16 protein-coding genes, 2 tRNA genes and 1 pseudogene are annotated in these 19,170 nt (G+C 60.0%); 10 read left to right on the plus strand and 9 right to left on the minus strand.

The annotated features are described in order from the left end of the window. Positions 1–68: 68 nt before the first annotated feature. Positions 69–668, plus strand: a complete 600-nt coding sequence (locus BLP10_RS14030; RefSeq protein WP_091135499.1) for a biotin transporter BioY — start codon at positions 69–71, stop codon at positions 666–668. 73 nt (positions 669–741) lie between these two features. Here BLP10_RS14030 and BLP10_RS23555 read toward each other — a convergent pair whose 3' ends face one another. Further along, positions 742–1,245 carry a hypothetical protein gene (locus BLP10_RS23555; RefSeq protein WP_244510532.1) on the minus strand — a complete coding sequence of 168 codons (504 nt, stop codon included), beginning with the start codon at positions 1,243–1,245 and terminating at the stop codon, positions 742–744. Here BLP10_RS23555 and BLP10_RS14040 point away from each other — a divergent pair. Beyond that, positions 1,226–1,918, plus strand: coding sequence for a hypothetical protein (locus BLP10_RS14040; protein ID WP_091135501.1), 693 nt, complete (start codon positions 1,226–1,228; stop codon positions 1,916–1,918). The genes BLP10_RS23555 and BLP10_RS14040 overlap by 20 nt on opposite strands. 51 nt (positions 1,919–1,969) lie before the next feature. Here the strand turns inward: BLP10_RS14040 and BLP10_RS14045 are convergent, their stop codons facing one another. Next, positions 1,970–2,365, minus strand: a complete 396-nt coding sequence (locus BLP10_RS14045) for a DoxX family protein (RefSeq protein WP_091135502.1) — start codon at positions 2,363–2,365, stop codon at positions 1,970–1,972. A 563-nt stretch (positions 2,366–2,928) separates the two neighbouring features. Between BLP10_RS14045 and BLP10_RS14050 the strand changes: the two genes are divergently transcribed. Next, positions 2,929–3,252, plus strand: coding sequence for a hypothetical protein (locus tag BLP10_RS14050; RefSeq protein ID WP_091135505.1), 324 nt, complete (start codon positions 2,929–2,931; stop codon positions 3,250–3,252). Positions 3,253–3,870: 618 nt separating this feature from the next. Here BLP10_RS14050 and BLP10_RS14055 read toward each other — a convergent pair. From BLP10_RS14055 to BLP10_RS14070, 4 genes are all read right to left on the minus strand, one after another. Beyond that, positions 3,871–4,254 carry a hypothetical protein gene (locus BLP10_RS14055; protein ID WP_091135507.1) on the minus strand — a complete coding sequence of 128 codons (384 nt, stop codon included), beginning with the start codon at positions 4,252–4,254 and terminating at the stop codon, positions 3,871–3,873. 120 nt (positions 4,255–4,374) lie between these two features. Then, positions 4,375–4,653, minus strand: a complete 279-nt coding sequence (locus BLP10_RS14060) for a hypothetical protein (RefSeq protein ID WP_091135509.1) — start codon at positions 4,651–4,653, stop codon at positions 4,375–4,377. A 77-nt stretch (positions 4,654–4,730) separates the two neighbouring features. Then, the gene (locus tag BLP10_RS14065) at positions 4,731–5,303 is read right to left on the minus strand and encodes a transglutaminase-like cysteine peptidase (protein ID WP_091135512.1); all 573 of its coding nucleotides are present in this window, start codon (positions 5,301–5,303) and stop codon (positions 4,731–4,733) included. 432 nt (positions 5,304–5,735) lie between these two features. Beyond that, a tRNA-Pro gene (locus BLP10_RS14070) sits at positions 5,736–5,812 on the minus strand. Between the two features lie 158 nt (positions 5,813–5,970). On the opposite strand from BLP10_RS14070, the gene BLP10_RS14075 reads away from it, so the two are divergent. Continuing rightward, positions 5,971–6,045: transfer RNA gene (locus BLP10_RS14075), tRNA-Gln, on the plus strand. 168 nt (positions 6,046–6,213) lie between these two features. Here the strand turns inward: BLP10_RS14075 and BLP10_RS14080 are convergent. The 3 genes from BLP10_RS14080 to BLP10_RS14090 form a co-directional block, all read right to left on the minus strand. Then, entirely contained in the window at positions 6,214–6,573 is a 360-nt protein-coding gene (locus BLP10_RS14080) for a GNAT family N-acetyltransferase (protein WP_091135516.1), read from the minus strand. A gap of 247 nt (positions 6,574–6,820) precedes the next feature. Next, a complete protein-coding gene (locus BLP10_RS14085) occupies positions 6,821–7,792 on the minus strand; it encodes a right-handed parallel beta-helix repeat-containing protein (RefSeq protein ID WP_091135519.1) in 972 nt (323 codons plus the stop codon). Between the two features lie 200 nt (positions 7,793–7,992). Next, positions 7,993–11,808, minus strand: a complete 3,816-nt coding sequence (locus BLP10_RS14090) for an autotransporter domain-containing protein (RefSeq protein WP_091135523.1) — start codon at positions 11,806–11,808, stop codon at positions 7,993–7,995. 259 nt (positions 11,809–12,067) lie between these two features. Between BLP10_RS14090 and BLP10_RS14095 the strand changes: the two are divergent. The 6 genes and pseudogenes from BLP10_RS14095 to BLP10_RS14120 all read left to right on the plus strand — a co-directional run. Next, positions 12,068–12,365 (plus strand): annotated as a pseudogene (locus tag BLP10_RS14095) (transposase); the annotation flags it as partial. 153 nt (positions 12,366–12,518) lie between these two features. Next, positions 12,519–13,580, plus strand: coding sequence for a dTDP-glucose 4,6-dehydratase (rfbB, locus tag BLP10_RS14100; RefSeq protein WP_091135526.1), 1,062 nt, complete (start codon positions 12,519–12,521; stop codon positions 13,578–13,580). Positions 13,581–13,599: 19 nt separating this feature from the next. After that, positions 13,600–14,157, plus strand: a complete 558-nt coding sequence (gene rfbC, locus BLP10_RS14105; protein WP_091135635.1) for a dTDP-4-dehydrorhamnose 3,5-epimerase — start codon at positions 13,600–13,602, stop codon at positions 14,155–14,157. Positions 14,158–14,209: 52 nt separating this feature from the next. Next, on the plus strand, positions 14,210–15,082 hold the full coding sequence (gene rfbA / locus BLP10_RS14110) for a glucose-1-phosphate thymidylyltransferase RfbA (protein WP_091135528.1): 873 nt from the start codon (positions 14,210–14,212) through the stop codon (positions 15,080–15,082). A gap of 167 nt (positions 15,083–15,249) precedes the next feature. Further along, positions 15,250–16,701 carry a phosphomannomutase gene (locus BLP10_RS14115; protein ID WP_091135638.1) on the plus strand — a complete coding sequence of 484 codons (1,452 nt, stop codon included), beginning with the start codon at positions 15,250–15,252 and terminating at the stop codon, positions 16,699–16,701. Positions 16,702–17,699: 998 nt separating this feature from the next. Then, positions 17,700–19,170, plus strand: a 1,471-nt coding sequence (locus BLP10_RS14120; protein WP_091135642.1) for a M10 family metallopeptidase, incomplete at its 3' end; no start/stop codon positions are given.

The raw sequence follows: 19,170 nt of genomic DNA on the forward strand, positions 1-19,170 counted from the left end.
CCGATCAGACCCACCTATAAGGCTTACCAAGCCGCCCGTGAAAGGCGGAATCATCTGGAGTTCATCTTATGGCGACTGGCGCTTCCTCGCTGTCCTCTCCCTCGACCCTTGTCGGTCTCCTGTGGCCGTCCAAGGACGATGCCCGTTTCGCCGCGCTGCGCGCCATCGTTCTGATGGCTGTGGGCACGGCGCTGCTCACCCTCTCCGCCAAGGTCCAGGTGCCGCTGCCTTACGTTCCCATGACGTTGCAGACCCTGGTCGTGCTGATCATCGGCGCGTCCTATGGCTGGCGTCTCGGCGGCGCGACCGTCGGCCTCTACCTTCTGCAGGGCGCAATGGGTCTTCCCGTGTTCGCCGGCCCGGTTGCCGGCCCGGCCTATCTCATGGGCCCCACGGGCGGCTTCCTCTTCGGCTTCCTGGCGGCTGCAATGGTCATGGGCTTCATGGCCGAGCGTGGCTGGGATCGTTCGCTGACCCGCGTCATCGTGATGATGAGCATCGGCCATGCCGTGATCTTCGCCTTCGGCCTGGCCCAGCTCTCGCTGGTCATGCCCTTCGCCAAGGCCTGGACCGTGGGCGCAGCCCCGTTCGTCGCCGCAACGGTGGTGAAGACGGCCCTGGCCGTGGCCCTGATGCAGGCCGCCTGGTCGGTGACCCGCCGCGGCTGAGGCTTGAGCGAATCGACGACAAAAAAGAAGCCGCCCTCGGGCGGCTTCTTTCGTTTTGAAAGACGTCGTCGGCTTAACCGGCCGAATGCACGAGCCGGAGATTGGGCTTCGACTTGATGCTGTTGTGGCGGAAGGTGATGTCCACCCACTGCTCATCGCCGCCTTCTTCGATGGTTCGGTAGCCCATCTGCTTGGCGATGGCCTCTACCTGTCCGAGATTGGCGCGTGAGATCCAGCGCGAAAACTCCAGATTCTCCTGGTCCATGAGAACGGCAATCATACCGATCTCGACACCCTGGTCGAAATCTTCGCTGCGGCCGGGAAAACGCAATCTCAAACCCTCATCGAGATGAATATGTCGCATGGTGGGAGCCCCCAAATCGCCGTGTGCGGCATTCTTTTGTTGGACTGTATCAACATTCTCAAAGAACAGGAAGGCGGCATGGACGCGCAGCACCGCAACAAAACTTGGCCTTGATGCAAAGAAGGCCGGAACCCCTCCTTCGGACCGCTCATTAGCCCTCCAAGAGAGTTCGACAGATCCCGGAGGCCAATCCATGACCGAGCGCAAGGTCACTGCCTTTTTCAACACCTATGACGAGGCTGCCAAGGCCGTGCAGCGGCTGGAAGCGGCACAGATCCCGAATTTCGAAATCAGCCTGATTTCCAGCAACGCCAACGACATTGCCTCTCGTCATGCCACGCGTTCCCTCGAAGGAGAGGACGGCTCGCACGAGTTTGCCGGTGCCGGCGCTACGGCGGGCACGATTGCGGGCGGCGGGGCCGGGCTCCTGGCGGGGCTTGGCACTGTAGCGGTTCCAGGGCTCGGGCCAGTCGTGGCAGCCGGGTGGCTCGTTTCGACCCTGGTGGGAGCAGGGGCGGGGGCTGCCTTTGGCGGCCTCATGGGCGCATTGGCCGATGCCGGTCTCAACGAGGACGAGGCCAAGGCTTACGTGGAGGGCGTTCGCCAGGGCGGGACGCTGGTGACGGTCCGCGTGAGCGAGGGCGATATGGACCGGGTCGTGAATATCCTCGACGACGAGGGGCGCATCGAGCCAGGCCGGCAGGAGCGGGACTGGCGCTCCGAGGGGGCTGCTCCGCCCATCGGTGCCGCAGCCTCCACCACCACGGGGTTGATAACCGACCTCATGCCCAACCCCCTCGACGAGGAGGACGACCACACGCTGCATGTGGAAATGGAGGATGAGCGCCTCCGGCGTATGAAAATCTCAGGAACCGACAAGATTTAAATGAAAGAGGGGCCGCCAGGCCCCTCCATCGTGCTCGGATCGTGCGGCGGTTCAGCGGCTCTTGCGCATGATGTTGTCGAGGCTCCAGACGCCACCGCCGGCTGCCACGAAGTAGAGAAACACGAAGCAATAGAGAATGGCGGCGTCCCCGCCGTTCAGCACGGGGAAAACGCTCTTCGGAGCATGGGCGATCCAATAGGCGCATGCCATCAGGCCCGAGAGCACGAAGGCGACAGGGCGAACGAAAAGACCGAGCACGAGAAGCGCGCCGCCAAACAACTCGAGTACGCCTGCGATCCAGGACAGGCTGAACATGGCGGGCGAGGCGCCTTCCGGAAAGCCCAGAATCTTCTGTGTGCCGTGCGCCATGAAGATGAGAGCGGAAACGATGCGCAGGACGCTGAGAAGGCGTGGCGACCAGGTGGAAGCAAGCGAGTGGGTGTTCATCAATAAGATCTCCGGTGAAAGGGGATAGCGGCGCTCAAGCGAGGGGCGCCAGCTGCTGGAGCCCGGGTTAAAGGTCGCGCTTCGTAATTTCCAGGTGCCAAAGCACACGCTTCGGTAACGAATTGCTTACCATGCCCACAAGACGCTTTGATCGTTCTGGGAGGTTGGGCGTTTCCCTCATGTGAATAGTACAGGAGGCTGCCATGACCATCCTCGATCCTCGAACTGGCCAGCTTGTGACGATCGACCTCAAGCCGCGTCCCCGTTACTGAGAAAGAGCGCAGTCTTCTTCTATCAGTACCCTGCGTAACCTTTTCTGATCTTCATTTTTCACGACACCAACCTCATTATGTTTCGCAAGACGATGTGTGCGGAACATCACCTCCCACCTTTGTGACACATGGTTCCGGCGCGCCTGCCGGAACCTGAAAGCCGCGCCTGCATTGGCCTTGCAACGGCAAGTCCCGGTCGCGTTAGGGCCGAGGTTTTTGTTGGCTTCGTTCCGGGTGACTTGCACTTGGACACGCATTCTTTGCAAAGCACGATAGAGTTGGGAGAGTAAAATGGCGCTGACGGGTCGCTTTAACCTTCGCAAGACCTTCACGGGTCGCATCATCCTTCAGGTCGAGGAGGAGGTGCAGGGGTTCTGGGGGCGCATGACGGGCCGCCCCAAGCTGCACCGGCGCTGGCGCGACGCCAACGTGCTCGATCTCGCGGCTCCCGAGCTACGCTCCCTAGTCGACCTGCGTTTCCGCCCTCGCTACATGCCGCAGGGCCAGGAGCCTGCCCAGGACTGGCCGAGGGCTCCCCGCCAGCTGGAGGCTCTGCCGGCTCAGACCCTTCACTATGAAACCTACGACGAGAACGGGCGCTTCTCGACGCATTAGCAAGGGTCGGTTGACAAATTGCTTGCGAATTGGCGCTCGCCCCTACGAGGCACCAACGCGACAATCGCTCCGCGAGCGCTTAGTGGCGTTAGGAGACGATCGGACTACGGGATCGTCAGCGTCACATCCCCCTCCATCGACGTGATTGTGGATATCTCCTGTCGGCAGTTTGGATCGGAGAGCAGCAACATCCCCATTGGATCGCTTGCGCAGGACGGCCGCATATCGGCCTTTGCCTTGAAGAGCCATCCTATGGGATCGCCGCAGCAGAGCGCTTGATCGCAGGCGGCCGCACGACCCTCAACCCCCCTAGGGCTTGGAACGGATCGGTCGGGTTTCGTGAGGCGAAGAAGCTCGCAACTGGGACGACCCAGCCTCTGGGGCGGTTCGTCGGGGATGGTGGAACGGAATGACTTCCGCTGTGGGTTGGGCGGGCCGCTCCGATGGCATCCGATAGTCGAGAACTTGGTTCCCCGCGAAGTTCTTGAGGTAATCGGATATGGTACTTTTTCCGGTCATGATTGTGCGGATGATCCCTGTTCTTATAGGAATATAGCGACCGCGTTGGGTTGCGTCACCCTGTCATCACGCCTAAGTCCCGCACTCGCCTGCTGGGCATCAATTCCGGTGTTCCAATTGGGGTAATGGCATCGCCAGATGCTCTTTGAGAATGCGTACAATCTCGGCGACTTCTGATTTTGGGATAGCAAATCCCACAGCTCCGAAGGCTGGATGATCGAATGCAAGGAGCGAGCCGTCGATTTGCGCGACTTGGATGTACCAGTTCGGATGGTAGACGGTGCGAACTTCTTGTCCTTTGAGGGGAATCATTGGGCATCCGTCTAACAGGCGGGCCCTGGCCTCGCCGAGAATGCTAATCAGGCTGGAGAGTTGATCGGCATCGAGTTGGACCGGTTTCGCCCCTTGCCCGTTCCCAACAAATTCGATCTCGGCAATCTTTCGATCTTGTGAGATCCGCACCCCGATACCAATGTCAGTCATCCTTGCTCCCCACTGCTCTGCCATCCCGTACCATGGGACAGGTCACCGAAACCTAAAACCCTACTTCAGGATGGGTGTCTCGTTGATCATGGCAAGGGTCTGCCTTCGGACTGCTTCGTCCTAAACTGCTGCCGCCACACCGCCAAGAGCTTTGGTGGAGGTCTGTCGGTGACGGATCAACCAATGCATCAGCGAGAACTCGGGCAGCGAACGCCCAGGCCGGGCGCATGCCGACTTTGTGTCCGCATCACGCACGTCACATCCCAGCATCGCCATTTGACCAGCCCAGAGGACAGCTTTGTGCCGCACCGCCAACAGGAACTCTTCCTGAGCGCCAGGTGCAAGCCCCAGCTTCAGGCGCCCCACCTTCGAAATGCGCTCGCGCTCAGCAATCAGCATCTCGATCGTCGCGGACGGTACCCGTGCTAAGCAATGTCCGGATCAGTCTCTAGAGCGAAGATTAAGGGCAACGGGAATTAGCGAAACTGAGGCTTGCTGATGCGCGAGCGTAAGGCGATCTGGGCTCCAGGGTCGACCTGGGCCACCGGGAGATCGACTGTTGGCTCCTTCGTTCTCTCACCGGAGGCCGAGACCCATCCATTCCCAGATTGATACGACCAGAACACATGCCCTGTTTGGTGGGACAGCCGGATCGACGAGGTGAGATTATCCAATACGTAATCCCCCTTATCGGTGCGGGCCACCAGAACGGCATGGGCTACTCCTTGTGCGGTTGCGCCAACGGCGATGGAGAGAGCCGTTGTCGGCCAGCCCTGCTCCAGCAGGAGCTTGCGCTTGAGCAGGGCGAAGTCCTCACAATCCCCTTTGCCGTTGTTGGGGAGGGCCCATACATCCGCACGCCCGTACTGCTCAAGATCGGAGACTTCAACTATGGTGCTGTTAACATAGTTGTTGACCTGCCGCAGCTGCGCCATCCGCTCAGAAGTCAGCGCAACAGATGCGCTAGGTCGTGCTGCAACGGGAGCTGCCGAGAGCCCAACAAGGGTGGTCAGCAGACAGCCGCCGACAAGACGAGACGGATGGAACATGGATGGCCCCCTCGAAAATACTGTGTCTGCGCTGGAACCGAGTGCGTTGGTCAGCGTTTATTTCCCCCTTAGAGTCCGATTCTGAGCCAAGAATAAGGCAACTCCCTAAGCCGTCCGGTTTGAGACGGACCGCAACTTAAAATTTTCTCGGCAGAGAGGGAGCGTCTAGCGGTGGCTACTTGAGACGTGCAGAGCAGTGGGGAGATCCGCTAAACCCTTGGGGGCCGTCCAAGCAGCCTATGCGATCATCGCCATGGTGCTTTCTCAGAGGACAGATTGCAGCATACGGTGATGCAAAGGCGTTAGGCAATCGCCATACCCGCTTGAGTCGCTGACGTTGCCTTGGAGCTGAATCGTTTTCGATGATCTGACGGACAACATTCGCATGCCGCGTCGACCAGTCCTGAATTGATCGGAATATGAAAGTAAGAATGGTCGGAGTGATAGGATTCGAACCTACGACCCCCTCGTCCCGAACGAGGTGCGCTACCAGACTGCGCTACACTCCGACACCGATCTTTCACCGGGAAGGCCGGTCTTATAGCGGTGGGTTGTCGGGGCCGCAAGGGGAGATTTGCGCCTTTTGGCAGATATCTTTCAAAACGGCTCCGCTTGCAAAACCGGGTTGCCAGAGGGAGCGCGGCCGATTATGTACACGCTCAAGCATTGGGGCGTCGCCAAGTGGTAAGGCAGCGGTTTTTGGTACCGCCATTCCCAGGTTCGAATCCTGGCGCCCCAGCCATCTCTCATCAAGGTCGGCGTCTCCTTACAATTCTTGCGCGATGGAGCGCTTCCAGCCTCGGCAGGCCACCTGCAGCACAATCCTGGAATACGGAGGGTATGCGTCGGTGGAGTCGGTCGCGTGCGGCGCAGAGCCTGAGCAGACTCATGATAGCCCCTCGTCCCCAGACTACAACCGTCCCCGGTGGGGCACCACCTCGTTGAGGCGCTGCATCAGTGCTTGCCCGATCCCGCGACCTCTTGCATCCTCCCTGACGACGAGTTCATCAATTTTGATAAACTCAAGCTCTCCCCCGTTCGAGGAGCGGACTGTGCAACTCACGAGGCCAACAATCTCACCGTCCAATTCCGCCAACAACACCTTGATGCGGGGGGTGGGGCCAAACGCCTGTTCGCGGAGACGGGCCTCGTAGGTCTCAATATAAGCGGACAGATCTTCACCATCCGCGAGTTCCTTCATCACCACGACAAGTTTGGGGACGTCCTCGACTTTGGCCTCGCGGATCGAGACTTCGCTCTGCATCGCCATTCGTTGCACGGCCTCTTCGAATATGCGGTTGATCGTCCTGATGCCCTAACCACGATCCCAAGTCCATATTTTCCCTCTGGAGCATAGAGCTCCCTCCGTTATCCGATTGGAGACACCTCCCGATCAGAATTGGCAGAGCATAGCGGACCGATCTGCGAGATAGAGGGCGCAGGGACCTGTCACGTTAACGGTGAAAAATCGTCACCTCGCTTCTGCATATACTAGGATAGATCTGGTTTCGCAGTGGTTACCAGAGTGATTCGGGTTTTTTTAGAATGGTATTCTCACGGATCACACTATCGACGAGGCCCGATGCCCGTTGATACTTGCCGTAGGTCACTTTACCGACCCCCGCTAATGTGTTTCGAACCACCGTGATGTTTTTCGAGGGCAATTCGATCTCAGTGTATTCATTTGCAATTTGGATCCCCCGCGCAGGGCGGCCATAACGGTAAAAATCTCTGTTGTAAGTGTGATAAACTTTGTTGTCCTGAACGACGGTTCTCGGCGCATTATCAAGATAGATATTCACGCTGTAACTGTCGAAGACTGTGTTGTCGCGAATGTCGACGCCTTGGGTTGATTGAATGCCAATTCCTTCGCAGTAATTGCGGTAGGAGCGATTGCCCTGCACAACGCTACGATCGGATGCATGTAGTCCGATGGCTTGAGGCCAGCCACTCTCCCACGACCGCGCCTTGTTCTCCAGGCAATTGTCCCAGACCTCGTTGCGCGCGATCAGGTTTTCATAGGATTGGCCGGCGTCTGTGTGACCGGCCCAGATTCCGCCTCTTCTGCTTCCAAAGACCTTGTTATCTGTAATCTGGACGTGGTGCGTTCCCCAGGCTGCAATCCCGGTGCGTGTCGAATGGCGGACCGTAAATCCTTTGAAGCGAATATAACTCGCGTTGATTTGTACAAGTGAGGTATCCGGCGGGGTGGCGGATCCGTCGATGATTACGTCCTGCCCAGGCGCAGGTTCAAACGTGATCGGAAGTTCCGGCGTTCCTGCAACAGGGATTTGGACCACCTCCTCATACACGCCGCCCAGCACGGTGATGGTCGCGCCCGGCGCCGCAACCTGGGCTGCTTTTGAGATGGAGCGAAACGGTAAAGCTAGGGTTCCAGGATTGGTGTCATCGCCCGTTGTTGAGACATACAGTGTCGCCGCGTTGACGGGAGCCGTCAGAGGTAGAATTACGGCGAGGATGATCATCATGTTCGAATGCGCGGGAAGCACGCGAGGCCCTCCTGATCGAATGGGGTTCAGTCAAGGTACCTAAAGAGTGTACTGTAGGCTTGTGGGCGAGGGGAGCCATCAATATACTTTAGAATAGTCTAGGAATACTTCTTTGATCCATGCGGATCTTGATCCTGCGCGCTTGATGAAAGAGCTTCAGCCCTCTTGGACGCTAGGGCTTAGAACCTGGATATGAAACTCCCCTTGACACTGTGCTCCTGCGCAGAAGCGCCGATTTGTCCCTCGTAGCTAACCCCCATATTGAAACTTCTGCCCGCCTGCCAATAGATGCCTGCCTCTGTCACAAGGGTGTACCGGTTCAGAGGAACACCCGAGATCGTGAACGTCGACGATGATCCTCTGAACGCCAGCACCATCTCAGGCTCAACCTCACTATGGGCGTGACGCCACCCAATCATCCCACGCACCAGCAGTGGGATACGGTCGCCTGCCTGCGCCTCGGCGCGGACGCCGACCGTTGTCGTTCCGAGGTCGTAATCCCGCGCCCGACCGATCAGGGCCGCAGCCCCGCCCGCCTCAGCGAAGCCATTTGTGTGCGTCCGAAGGAGCGAGGCATTGACAAACGGTTCGATGGCAACCGGTGCAACCTCGAAGCGATATCCGAGCTCAGCGAAAGCCTGAGCTGTCCACCCCCCATAGGAAGCCGCTGCCGTGCCATTGAAGCCGGGGAACCGCACACTCCGCTGTATGTCGTAGTCATGAAAGGCGTAGGAGCTGCCAAGGCGCGCGTTGAGACGGCCCCAAGAGGCTCCGCCATAGAGAGATCCAAAAACGGTTTCGGTGGAGCCGGAAGACAGTCGCGCGTCTGCATCGAAAGTTGTGCGAACGAAACCGCCAGCCATACCGATCCGGTAGACATCGTCGACGTTGGCCTCTGCCCCAAGAAGGAAGCCACCGGTGGCGGTGTCGAGGTCGTCCGCATTCCCGTTGCTTTTCACTGTCCCCCACGAGCCAGCGCCTTCGCCCCAGAGGACAAAGCGCCGGGGATCAAAGGTACGTGCTGGCAGAGCGGACAGGCGGGTGGATCCGCCTGCTGGGTCAGCAACATGATAGCTGCTCTGAGTGAAATAGGGACGACTTCTCGGCTGTGGTTGGCGCAGCCGGGCCAGGACGGCATTTTGAACAAGTTGGGCGTCCTGCAACGCTGTTGTCATGGCCGAGCTATGGATCTCACCTGAGAGCGCATCGAAGGCTTGACGGGCGCCCGCAATGCTTGATCCTAGGACTGTGTCAAAGAGCTCGTGTCCGGCGCCGAGCCGCTCGATCGCCGCAGCGGTGCTGCCTTGGTTTCGGGTGAGTGCAACCGAGGCGAAGGTGGATCGCCCTGGATCAGTCCTTCGGGTCAGGGTCAGAACGACGGCATTTTCCCCATAGCCGAGGGTCGGGGACACAAAGGCGAACTCAGCCCCCGTGGCTCCCTCAAAGGCACCAGATACGGATGATGCATTGAGGATGGTGTAGGGGCTGTTAGCCCTGTAGACCGCCCCTTGATCCGGCAGGACTTCGACGAGGCCGCCAGCCAGTGTGGCGCGACCTGATGCAGCGATCCTGTCGGCCTGCCCCGCAGGCCCGAGCCCCACAGCATAGACTGAGCCTGGCAGGAAATTCACATCGCCGGTCACGGTCATTGTGCCCACGGTCGTACCAGGCGAGATCGTCGAGCCACTCTGGGCCGAAAGCCCGCCAATCGTACCGTCCCCGGTTAACACGGCGCCACTGCCCACATTCACTGGCGAGTTTCGCAGGGAGCCATTGACCGCCAATGTTCCGGCTACGACGGAGGTCGCGCCTGATAAGGCGCTGTCACCGGTAAGGGTGAGCAGACCAGGGCCAGCTTTGATGAGTTCGCCTGCGCCTTCGAGTGGTGCAGCCAGAACGATCGCCTGGTCCGCTGACTCGAGCGTTCCCCCGGAAGGGCCAGTCTCCAGTACCGCAACGTTCGTTGGCCCATCAATCCTCCAAGTGCCTTGATCAAGGGTCAGGCGGTCAACTCCGTTCATTCCGCCCGCCAGCCGCGATCCGCCGGTCATCACAACCCGGGTGTAGCCTGATGTTCGGCCCTCCAGATCCGAAACAGTGCCGATCGCCTCGCTGCCATCCAGGGTCAGCGTGACGATGCCGTCACGGCCATTATCGCCGCGGGTCACTTTCAGCAAGCCAGCATCTCCGCGGAGTTGCGTGTTCAGAACATTGAATGTAGCGGCTTGACCAGCCAGGTCGAACACAGCGTCAAAAACCGGGCCCCGGCTTCTCACCGTCGCATGGCTGACCTGGACAGTTGCATTGCCCAACGAGGCGATCCCGGCGCCGCCGCTGTCAATCCGGCTGTTGGTGACAGCGAGGGCGGCTGCCGTCACCGAGGCACCGGCGCTGTGAGGGCCGAGGGTGGAGATGGTGACATGATCGATTGCGGCCGAACCACCGTACGTGGCTGCTATGCCTGACGACTGCGAACCCGTTGTCCGAATTGTGCCCCCGGACAACGCGATGGCACCGCGCCCGTCCGCCAGGGCGGCCGCCGTTCCGTCTGCACGTGTCGAGATCTCAGCGCCGCCGGAGATCGTGCTGCCCGAACCAAAGGCGTAAAGGCCGTGGCCCGAGCCGGTCGTCGTGACAGATCCCCCCAGCAAGTGCACGGTGCCACCAGACAGGGCCGCGACGCCAGCGGCTTGCGATCCTGAGACTGAGATCCGGGCCGAACCTGTGACAGAGCTTCCCGTCCCGATCGACCGAATCCCTTGTGCCCCATTGCCCGATGTATGAATCGCACCGCCCGTGAGCCAGACTGAGCCGCCGTTAACGGCTTGGACGCCATAGCCATCCTGCCCTGTGGTGGTGATCTGCGCCGTGCTGGTGATCGTGCTGCCGGTGCCGTTCGCCAGCAGCCCTGGTGCGGAGCTGCCAGTTGTCGCAATCGTGCCGCCGACGACGATCGTGCCACCCGCATCGGCGAACGCGCCCGCTGCGCCCGCGCCTGCGGTTTGGACGGTCGCTGTGCTGGTGATCGAGGAGGCATGGCCGGTTGCGAAGAGACCATGGGCAATTGGGCCGGTCGACGTGATCCACCCGCCGATCTGCTCAACAAATCCCGCAAACCTGGAGAGGATGCCAATCGCACCGGGTCCGCTCGTCGTGACATTGGCGCTGGAGACCAGTCGGCTGCCGGCGCCCTCAACGAGGAGACCGGCGGCATCGCGTCCGGTCGTCGTCACGGTTCCGGCTGTCAGCGTGGCAGAGCCGCCCGCCTGGATGAGCGCACCATGGCTGTAGTCGCCTGTGGTCGAGACCTCCACGGCACTGTCAATATGGCTTTGCCCTCCAGAGCTGTAGAGGCCAAAGGCCGCGACACCTGAGGTGCGGATCGCGCCCCGGGTCAGAGTGAGGGTCCCCCCCGCCGTCGCGGCCACGCCGGGTGCGTTCGCGCCGGTTGTGCTGACCAGGGCCTCACTGGTGATCTGGCTGCCCGTCCCATCAGTCAGGAGGCCAAAGGCGTCGGCCCCAGCGGTTTGGATGCTGCCATGAGTGAGCGTGATGACACCCCCGGCCCGAGCAAACGCGGCGTACGCGCCGGTTCCAAAGGTCGTCAGATCGCTACTGCTGACGATGTGGCTGTTGGTACCAAAGGCATAAAGACCCATGGCCGATCGCCCATCGGTGGTGATGGAGCCGCGGTCGAGCGCGATCACGCCACCCGTCTCGGCCGTGCCACCATGGGCATAGGAGCCCGTGGTGGTCACTGTGCTCCCCGAGCCCTGGATGCGCCCACCCTCGTGGGCATAGAGCGCTGTGTCACTCGCTAGCATGACAAAAGGCGGGACGGTCTTGGTCTCGCCAGGGCCTGCATCCACCTTCTGGGCGTGAGCTGGCGCAAGTGAAACCAGGATCAGAATTGGGGCTGAGACAACCGAAAACGCATGACCGCACACCCTCAGCTGGCGGCGCTGGTGATTTCGGATGGAGACTTCGAAGGGCATTGACGTCTCTGCTACAGCTCAGATTCCTAGCGTAGGAATGGCTGTCCGCAGGTTAAGGGGCCATTAAGCATACCGACTAATTGCGGAGGTTTCTGGCTCGCGCCCGACACGCGATCGGAAATTGGTTCAACGTCTTGGTTGAGTTCCTGGACGGCAGCCGAGGTCAAGACGAACGCAAACTGAGGTGAGCATTTGATCCAAACCTTAGAGGCTGTTATGGATCGGGGTCGAGGTCATTGCCGTTCTGGCAGGATGACCTCTGCCCGTAAACCGTAACCCCTGCGATGTGTCTGACGAAGAATGGGCATTGGTCGCTGTATCTGAAGCTCTTGCCCGAGGAGGCCTGCCAGCGTGAGCATTCCGTGCGCGAGGTAGTCACCGGCCTGCGCTCTATCGTCAAAACCGGCGCTCCTTGGCGCGGGATGCCCATTGATCTGCCGCCCAGGGCGGCCGGCTGTCAGCAGGCCCACCGCTGGCTCAAAGCCGGCTGCTTCGGGCAATTGGCCCATGATCTGCGCGCAGTGCTACACTTGGCAGCCTTACCCGACAGCAGCCCGCTGCCGCGTCATACCTCAGAGGCGGCGCGAGATGTCGAGCGGCAACCTGGAACGCTGGTCGACCTGCCTGTCAATGCGCTGGTCTGTATGATGCTTCGCCAAGCAGAAAACTATGGTGTGTTCCATAGCAACCTCTAGGTTTGTGAATTGTCCATGGCCAAACGTTTTCTCGTCACTGGTGGAGCCGGATTTATCGGCTCGGCCGTTGTTCGCCGCCTCATCAGCGGAACACACCATCACGTTTTGGTGGTGGACAAGCTGACCTATGCCGGCAATCTGGATTCGCTTGCTCCCGTTGCGAGCGATCCCCGCTATGCCTTCGAACGCGGCGACATCGGCGATACCGCGCGCATGCGAGAGATCCTCAAGCGCTTCGCGCCGGACGTCATTATGCACTTGGCCGCCGAGAGCCATGTGGACCGGTCCATCGATGGGCCGGACGCTTTCGTGCAAACCAACGTGGTCGGCACCTTCGCTCTGCTGCAGGAGAGCCTGCGCTACTGGCAGAGCTTGGAGGGCGAGCGGCGCGATGGGTTCCGATTCCATCATATCTCGACCGACGAGGTCTTCGGCTCATTGGGGGAGGATGGGTTCTTTCATGAGCGCTATCCCTATCAACCCAATTCGCCGTACTCCGCTTCGAAGGCGGCATCCGATCATCTCGTGCGGGCCTGGCACCACACCTATGGCCTGCCCACCATCATCACGAACTGCTCGAACAATTACGGGCCCTATCACTTCCCTGAGAAGCTGATCCCACTGATGATCCTGAACGCATTGGAAGGCAAACCCCTGCCGGTCTACGGCAAGGGCGATAACGTGCGCGACTGGCTCTATGTGGACGACCACGCTGATGCTCTCATCCTCGCCGCCGAGAAAGGGCAGGTGGGTGAGAACTACAATATCGGCGGGTGGAACGAGCGAAAGAACATCGATGTGGTGAAGGCCATCTGCGCGATCGTGGATGAGCTTGCCCCCGATGCTTCGATCGGTCCCCGCGAAAACCTCATCACCTATGTTTCCGACCGCCCAGGGCATGATCTGCGCTATGCCATCGACGCATCCAAGATCAAGCGCGATCTGGGTTGGACGCCGGCCGAGACATTCGAAAGCGGTTTGCGCAAGACGGTGGAGTGGTATCTCGAAAACCGCCTCTGGTGGGAGCGCGTGCGCTCCGGCGGCTATCAGGGCGAGCGACTGGGCGTAATCGCCTGAAGGCCTTTGGATGACGAGCATGCTGCATATCGAACCCACCGCTATTCCTGATGTAAAGATTCTGACGCCGAGTCGTTTCGAGGATGGGCGTGGTTTCTTCTCCGAGGTCTACAACCGCAAACGCTATGAAGAAGCGGGCGTGACACTCGATTTCGTGCAGGATAATCATTCCCTATCTGAGAAGGCTGGCACGATCCGCGGCCTGCATTTCCAGACCGCTCCCTTCGCACAGGACAAGCTCGTGCGCGTCGTGCGAGGACGTATTCTTGATGTAGCGGTGGACCTGCGCAGATCCTCGCCGACTTTCGGGCAGCATGTGGCCGTGGAGCTTTCCGCCCAGAACTGGCGCCAGCTTCTCGTGCCGATCGGCTTCGCTCATGGTTTCTGCACCTTGGAGCCCGATACGGAAGTTCTCTACAAGGTCACGAACTATTACTCGGCAGCCCATGATCGGGGCCTTGCCTTCGACGATCCGGCACTGGGCATCGAGTGGCCGGTCGATGTGAGCCAAGCCGTCCTGTCGGAGAAAGACCGCAAGCACCCGCGCCTTGCCGATCTTCCTGCCTGTTTCGATTGAGGGTAGGGGATATGACGCATCGCCTTCCCTTTGACTTGAAAGGAATCCAGCTTTGAAAGGCATCATCCTGGCGGGAGGAAGCGGCACGCGCCTGCATCCGATGACCCTCGTGACGTCGAAGCAGCTTCTGCCGATCTATGACAAGCCGATGATCTATTACCCGCTCACCACGCTGATGCTGGCGGGGATTCAGGACATCCTCATCATCTCGACGCCCGACGATCTGCCCCGATTCAAGCAAATGCTCGGAACCGGCGAGCAATGGGGCATTTGCCTGTCCTATGCGGAGCAACTGAAGCCGGAAGGGCTGGCGCAGGCATATATCATCGGTGCGGAGTTCGTGGGGACCGAGCCCTCGGCCCTGATCCTCGGGGACAATGTCTATTACGGCCATGGCCTGCCGGAGCTGATGCGCTCAGCGTCCAGTCGGCCCAAAGGCGCAAGCATCTTCGCCTACCATGTGAGCGATCCATTCCGGTACGGCGTCGTCGAGTTCGACAGAGCCGGCAAGGCGATCTCCATCGAGGAGAAGCCCAAGCAGCCGAAATCCAACTGGGCCGTTACGGGTCTTTATTTCTACGATGCGCAGGTGGTCGATATCGCAGCCCGCATCAAGCCGTCCGCTCGCGGCGAGTTGGAGATCACCGATGTGAACCGGACTTATCTGGAGATGGGACAGCTTCAGGTGGAGAAGATGGGCCGCGGCTACGCATGGTTGGACACGGGAACGCCGGACAGCCTCGTCGAGGCAGCCGAGTTCATCCGGGCCCTGGAGAAGCGCCAGGGTTTCCGCATCGCCTGCCCGGAGGAGATCGCTTTCAACTTGGGCTGGATCGACCGTGAGCACTTGCGCGCGCTCGCGCAGGCTCTCTCAAAGAGCAGCTACGGTCAGTATCTTCTCGCGATTGCCGAGGCGAAGTTATAAGGTGCGGCGCGGGTTCTCCTCTCATGTCGGGGAGAACTTCGATCGATATATTGACACGGCACATCGGCACTTCAACTATTCTCCCCCAGCGCCTCGGAGCAGTGGGCGGACCCTCCCGGTCAGCGGCATTTTTTTCGCTGAGAAACAGATAGGCAACAGCAATGAATATGGGTTTGGCAGCAGTCCAGTCTTCCCTCAAATTTGGCACCAGCGGCCTGCGCGGTCTGGTGACGGAATTGGACGGCATTCCGGCCCTCGCCTACACCCGTGCCTTTGCGGAGATGCTGAAAGAGGACGGCGCGGCCGCCGCAGCACAGGGCCGGGTGCTCGTCGGGCGGGATCTGCGCGCCAGCAGCCCAAGCATTGCACAATTGTGCTGCGCCGCTCTGGCCGAGGCTGGGCTGGTGCCTCTCGATTGTGGCGCTCTGCCCACGCCGGCCCTGGCCTATCATGGCCTGCGCTTTGGACTGCCGGCGATCATGGTCACCGGCAGCCATATTCCGGAGGACCGCAACGGCTTGAAGTTTTATCGGGCGCAGGGCGAGATTGATAAGCAGGATGAAGCAAGCATCCTCGCCCTCCACGCCCAATTGGATGTGCAGACGCTGCCTGACCATGCCCGCCAGGTGCAGGCGGGTGCGCCGGACGCCGATCTCCTCGCCGCCTACCAGGCCCGGTATCTTGATTTCTTCGGGGGCGGGGCCCTGGCTGGGCTTGTGGTCGGGGTGTATCAGCACTCCTCGGTCGCGCGCGATGTGATTGTGGAGGTGCTAGAGGCGCTTGGCGCCCGGGCGGTGCCCCTGGGGCGAGCCACCCGTTTTATCCCTGTCGACACCGAGGCGTTGCGGGCCGAAGACGAGATCCTGGCGCATCAATGGGCGAGCGAGCACGTTCTCGATGCCATCGTCTCCACCGATGGCGATGCCGATCGCCCATTGATTGCAGATGGAACCGGAGCGTTTCTGCGCGGCGATCTGGTGGGGGCGATCACCGCCCGCGCGCTGGGAGCCGATGTGATCGTGACGCCTGTTACGTCCAATTCCGCACTTGAAGCGTCCGGCGCGTTCCCGCGCGTCATTCGCACCCGGGTCGGGTCACCCTATGTGATTGAAGGCATGGCACAGGCGGCCCGCGCGGGCGCCCGCGCGGTTGTGGGCTTTGAGGCCAATGGCGGTGTTCTGCTCGGCTCAGACATTCAGCGCGGGGAGCGCCATCTTGCAGCGCTGCCCACCCGAGATGCTCTGCTGCCAATCCTGTGTGCGCTGCATGAAGGTGTGGCGAAGGGCAAGTCGCTCCAGCAGATTGGCCTCGCGTTCGGGTTCAAGGCCGCGGCCAGCAACCGGCTGAAGGAGGTCGCAACAGACCGGAGTGCCGCCTTCGTGGCGCGGTTGGAGCAGGACACGGCGTTTCTGGCGGAGATCCTGGCGCCGTTGGGTGGGGTGGCCGGATGCGATAATCGTGATGGGCTGCGGGTCACCGCAACGAATGGCGAGGTCGTGCATTTCCGGCCATCGGGCAATGCGCCTGAATTGCGGGTGTATGTTGAGGCGGCAACAGCCGAGCGCGCGGAAGAACTCCTCAGCTGGGGACTGCAGGTGGCAACACAGCATACCCGTTGATGTCATCGGGCATAGTGGCATCGTCTGATTCCCTGCCCTGGACCCAAACAGCACTGACCGAAGCGCGCTCACACAGTGTCGTGCGTGACTGCGGCATTTCCCTGCGGGCCACGTTTGCGTCACCCCGACAGGAGTGGAGATCGCACCTCTTTGTGTTCAGGTAGTATGCGGACTGGGACATGGCGTTGCGGTTGATTTGGACGATCCCGTGCTGTTCAGCAGTACCGGCAGGGGTATGACGGTGTGATCGATCCAACGAATAGCAGTCTGGGTGCGACCGCTCTGCGGGAGCTTGCCGAAGAGACCGATATACAGTCCCCGATGGCCGGTTGCTCGACAGCCTGTTGCCCAATCCTGCCACCCACACGAGCCAGGTCGATGTAGTCCTGGCCTAAGCCGCACAATTGACCCTGGCGCTGATGCTGGGCCTGGGCAAGATGATTTCGGTGGTGCGCGGCCTGTGGGGAAGCGATCGAGATGGCTCTCGACTGTGCACTGATTCACGCCCAGCACGTGGGCCTGTTGCTGATCAGGCTGAAGACAGCCAACCTTCTTAAGATCGGCGGGTAACACAATACTCCAGCATGTTTCAGTTCTTCACAGATCTCACGTGCGTATTGATCGTTTGGGTCAGGGTTAAGGCCTGCCGGAATGTGCCCGACCGGGATCACCCCCTAACACGATCCTTGAAGCGCAGCTTGACCGCCACCCATGTGGCTGCGGGCCTGTATAGGATCTGCTACTTCAGGATCCCTCAGGCGGCCCGCTTTGACTAGAAATGAGCCAAGATGCCGCACGTAGGCAGCATCGAGGGGCAACTTACTGGCATTGTTGAGATTTCGCTATGGCTTAGGCCGTCTAGCCGAATGGACGCACAGCCTGGCACCAGCATAACCCTGAAAAATACTTGTCTGCCGGTTTGGTTCCAAATGTCTGATGTTTGGTCGCCAAGTGAGAGCAGCTTCAGAACACTGCTGACCAAAAGTATGGGTAGGGGTATGCCTGCTGTTTCGACTTTCAGCCTCACGGGCGATGCATACGTTGATGGTATCCTTGGCGATCGGAAATGGGCCGTCTCCAGCCTGTCTTACAGTTTCCCCGTAAGCGGATCCTACTACGGTTCTTCCTATGGTGAGGGCGAGAATAGCAGCGGTTTTGGAGCCCTCAATGCGGCCCAACAATCGACCGTGCGTGCAGCCTTACGGATGTATGCTGCTGTTGCCAATCTGAGTTTTACGGAGATTGCGGAGACGGCCACGCAACATGCGGATCTGCGGTTTGCAATGTCAGGTGTGCCGAGCACCGCGTGGGCTTATTTCCCAAGCACTGCCGCCGAAGGGGGCGATGCTTGGTTCAACAAGACGGATTACACCAGCCCTGTTAGAGGCAACTACGCCTACCTGACTTTCTTGCACGAGATTGGGCATGCGCTTGGGCTGGAGCATCCACACGAGAGCGGGCTGCCCGTCGACCGGGACTCGCTCGAGTATACGGTGATGAGCTATCGCTCCTATGTCGGGGCCTCCACGGCGAGTGGGTATGTCAATGAGACCTGGGGGTATGCCCAGTCGCTGATGATGTACGACATTGCCGCTTTGCAGCATCTATACGGCGCGAATTACTCCACCAGCAGCGGCAACACGACGTACTCATGGAGTCCGGCGACAGGCGAGATGTTCATCAATGGGGTAGGGCAGGGCGCTCCCGGGGGCAACAAAATTCTCTTGACTGTCTGGGACGGCAGCGGCACCGACACTTATAATTTCTCGAACTATGCTACGAATCTGAAAGTGGACCTGCGACCGGGAGAATGGACTATAACGTCCTCGGCGCAGCTTGCTCAGCTCCATTGGGGCGGCTCCAGGATGGCGGTTGCCAATATCGCCAACGCGCTCCTGTACCAAGGCGACGCGCGCTCACTTATCGAGAACGCAATCGGCGGCCAGGGTGACGACCAACTCACGGGAAATATTGCAAATAATCACTTGTCCGGGGGCATCGGAAACGATGTGCTCTATGGGCTTGAAGGCGACGACACGCTCGTAGGTGGGTTAGGACAAGATTTGCTGGTGGGCGGCCTCGGTCAAGACACTTTCCACTTTAACTTCCTATCTGACGGTGGCGATACCATACTCGATTTTGAAGCCGGGATTGACCGTATAACTTTCTCGGTCGCGGGCTTCGGCGTATCCGGCAGCGGACGCCCCAGTGACGTTGGTGTCGAGTTTATCTTCTCTGGTGCTCCCAGCAAGGTGGCACCTTCCATTTTATTCAGCATGCAGGAGAACAGCCTCTACTGGGATAGCGACGGTATTGGAAATGCTTCCATGATCCTTATTGCCAAGATCGGTGCTGCGGCTCCTTCCTCTGTTGTCAAGAGGGGATTGGGTGTTGCTCCGGCGGATTGGCTGGTGGTTGGCACAGGTGATTTCAATGGCGATGGCACCAGCGATATTCTGTGGCGGCACA

It is taken from the genome of Microvirga guangxiensis (genome assembly GCF_900102135.1).
GTDB lineage: Bacteria > Pseudomonadota > Alphaproteobacteria > Rhizobiales > Beijerinckiaceae > Microvirga > Microvirga guangxiensis.

Bases quoted from the DNA above. Each gene is read 5' to 3' on its own strand.
- BLP10_RS14030 (WP_091135499.1), top strand. From the start codon at position 69: ATGGCGACTGGCGCTTCCTCGCTGTCCTCTCCCTCGACCCTTGTCGGT.
- BLP10_RS14040 (WP_091135501.1), top strand. From the start codon at position 1,226: ATGACCGAGCGCAAGGTCACTGCCTTTTTCAACACCTATGACGAGGCT.
- BLP10_RS14045 (WP_091135502.1), bottom strand. From the start codon at position 2,365: ATGAACACCCACTCGCTTGCTTCCACCTGGTCGCCACGCCTTCTCAGC.
- BLP10_RS14050 (WP_091135505.1), top strand. From the start codon at position 2,929: ATGGCGCTGACGGGTCGCTTTAACCTTCGCAAGACCTTCACGGGTCGC.
- BLP10_RS14055 (WP_091135507.1), bottom strand. From the start codon at position 4,254: ATGACTGACATTGGTATCGGGGTGCGGATCTCACAAGATCGAAAGATT.
- BLP10_RS14060 (WP_091135509.1), bottom strand. From the start codon at position 4,653: ATGCTGATTGCTGAGCGCGAGCGCATTTCGAAGGTGGGGCGCCTGAAG.
- BLP10_RS14065 (WP_091135512.1), bottom strand. From the start codon at position 5,303: ATGTTCCATCCGTCTCGTCTTGTCGGCGGCTGTCTGCTGACCACCCTT.
- BLP10_RS14080 (WP_091135516.1), bottom strand. From the start codon at position 6,573: ATGGCGATGCAGAGCGAAGTCTCGATCCGCGAGGCCAAAGTCGAGGAC.
- BLP10_RS14085 (WP_091135519.1), bottom strand. From the start codon at position 7,792: ATGATGATCATCCTCGCCGTAATTCTACCTCTGACGGCTCCCGTCAAC.
- BLP10_RS14090 (WP_091135523.1), bottom strand. From the start codon at position 11,808: ATGCCCTTCGAAGTCTCCATCCGAAATCACCAGCGCCGCCAGCTGAGG.
- rfbB (WP_091135526.1), top strand. From the start codon at position 12,519: ATGGCCAAACGTTTTCTCGTCACTGGTGGAGCCGGATTTATCGGCTCG.
- rfbC (WP_091135635.1), top strand. From the start codon at position 13,600: ATGCTGCATATCGAACCCACCGCTATTCCTGATGTAAAGATTCTGACG.
- BLP10_RS14115 (WP_091135638.1), top strand. From the start codon at position 15,250: ATGGGTTTGGCAGCAGTCCAGTCTTCCCTCAAATTTGGCACCAGCGGC.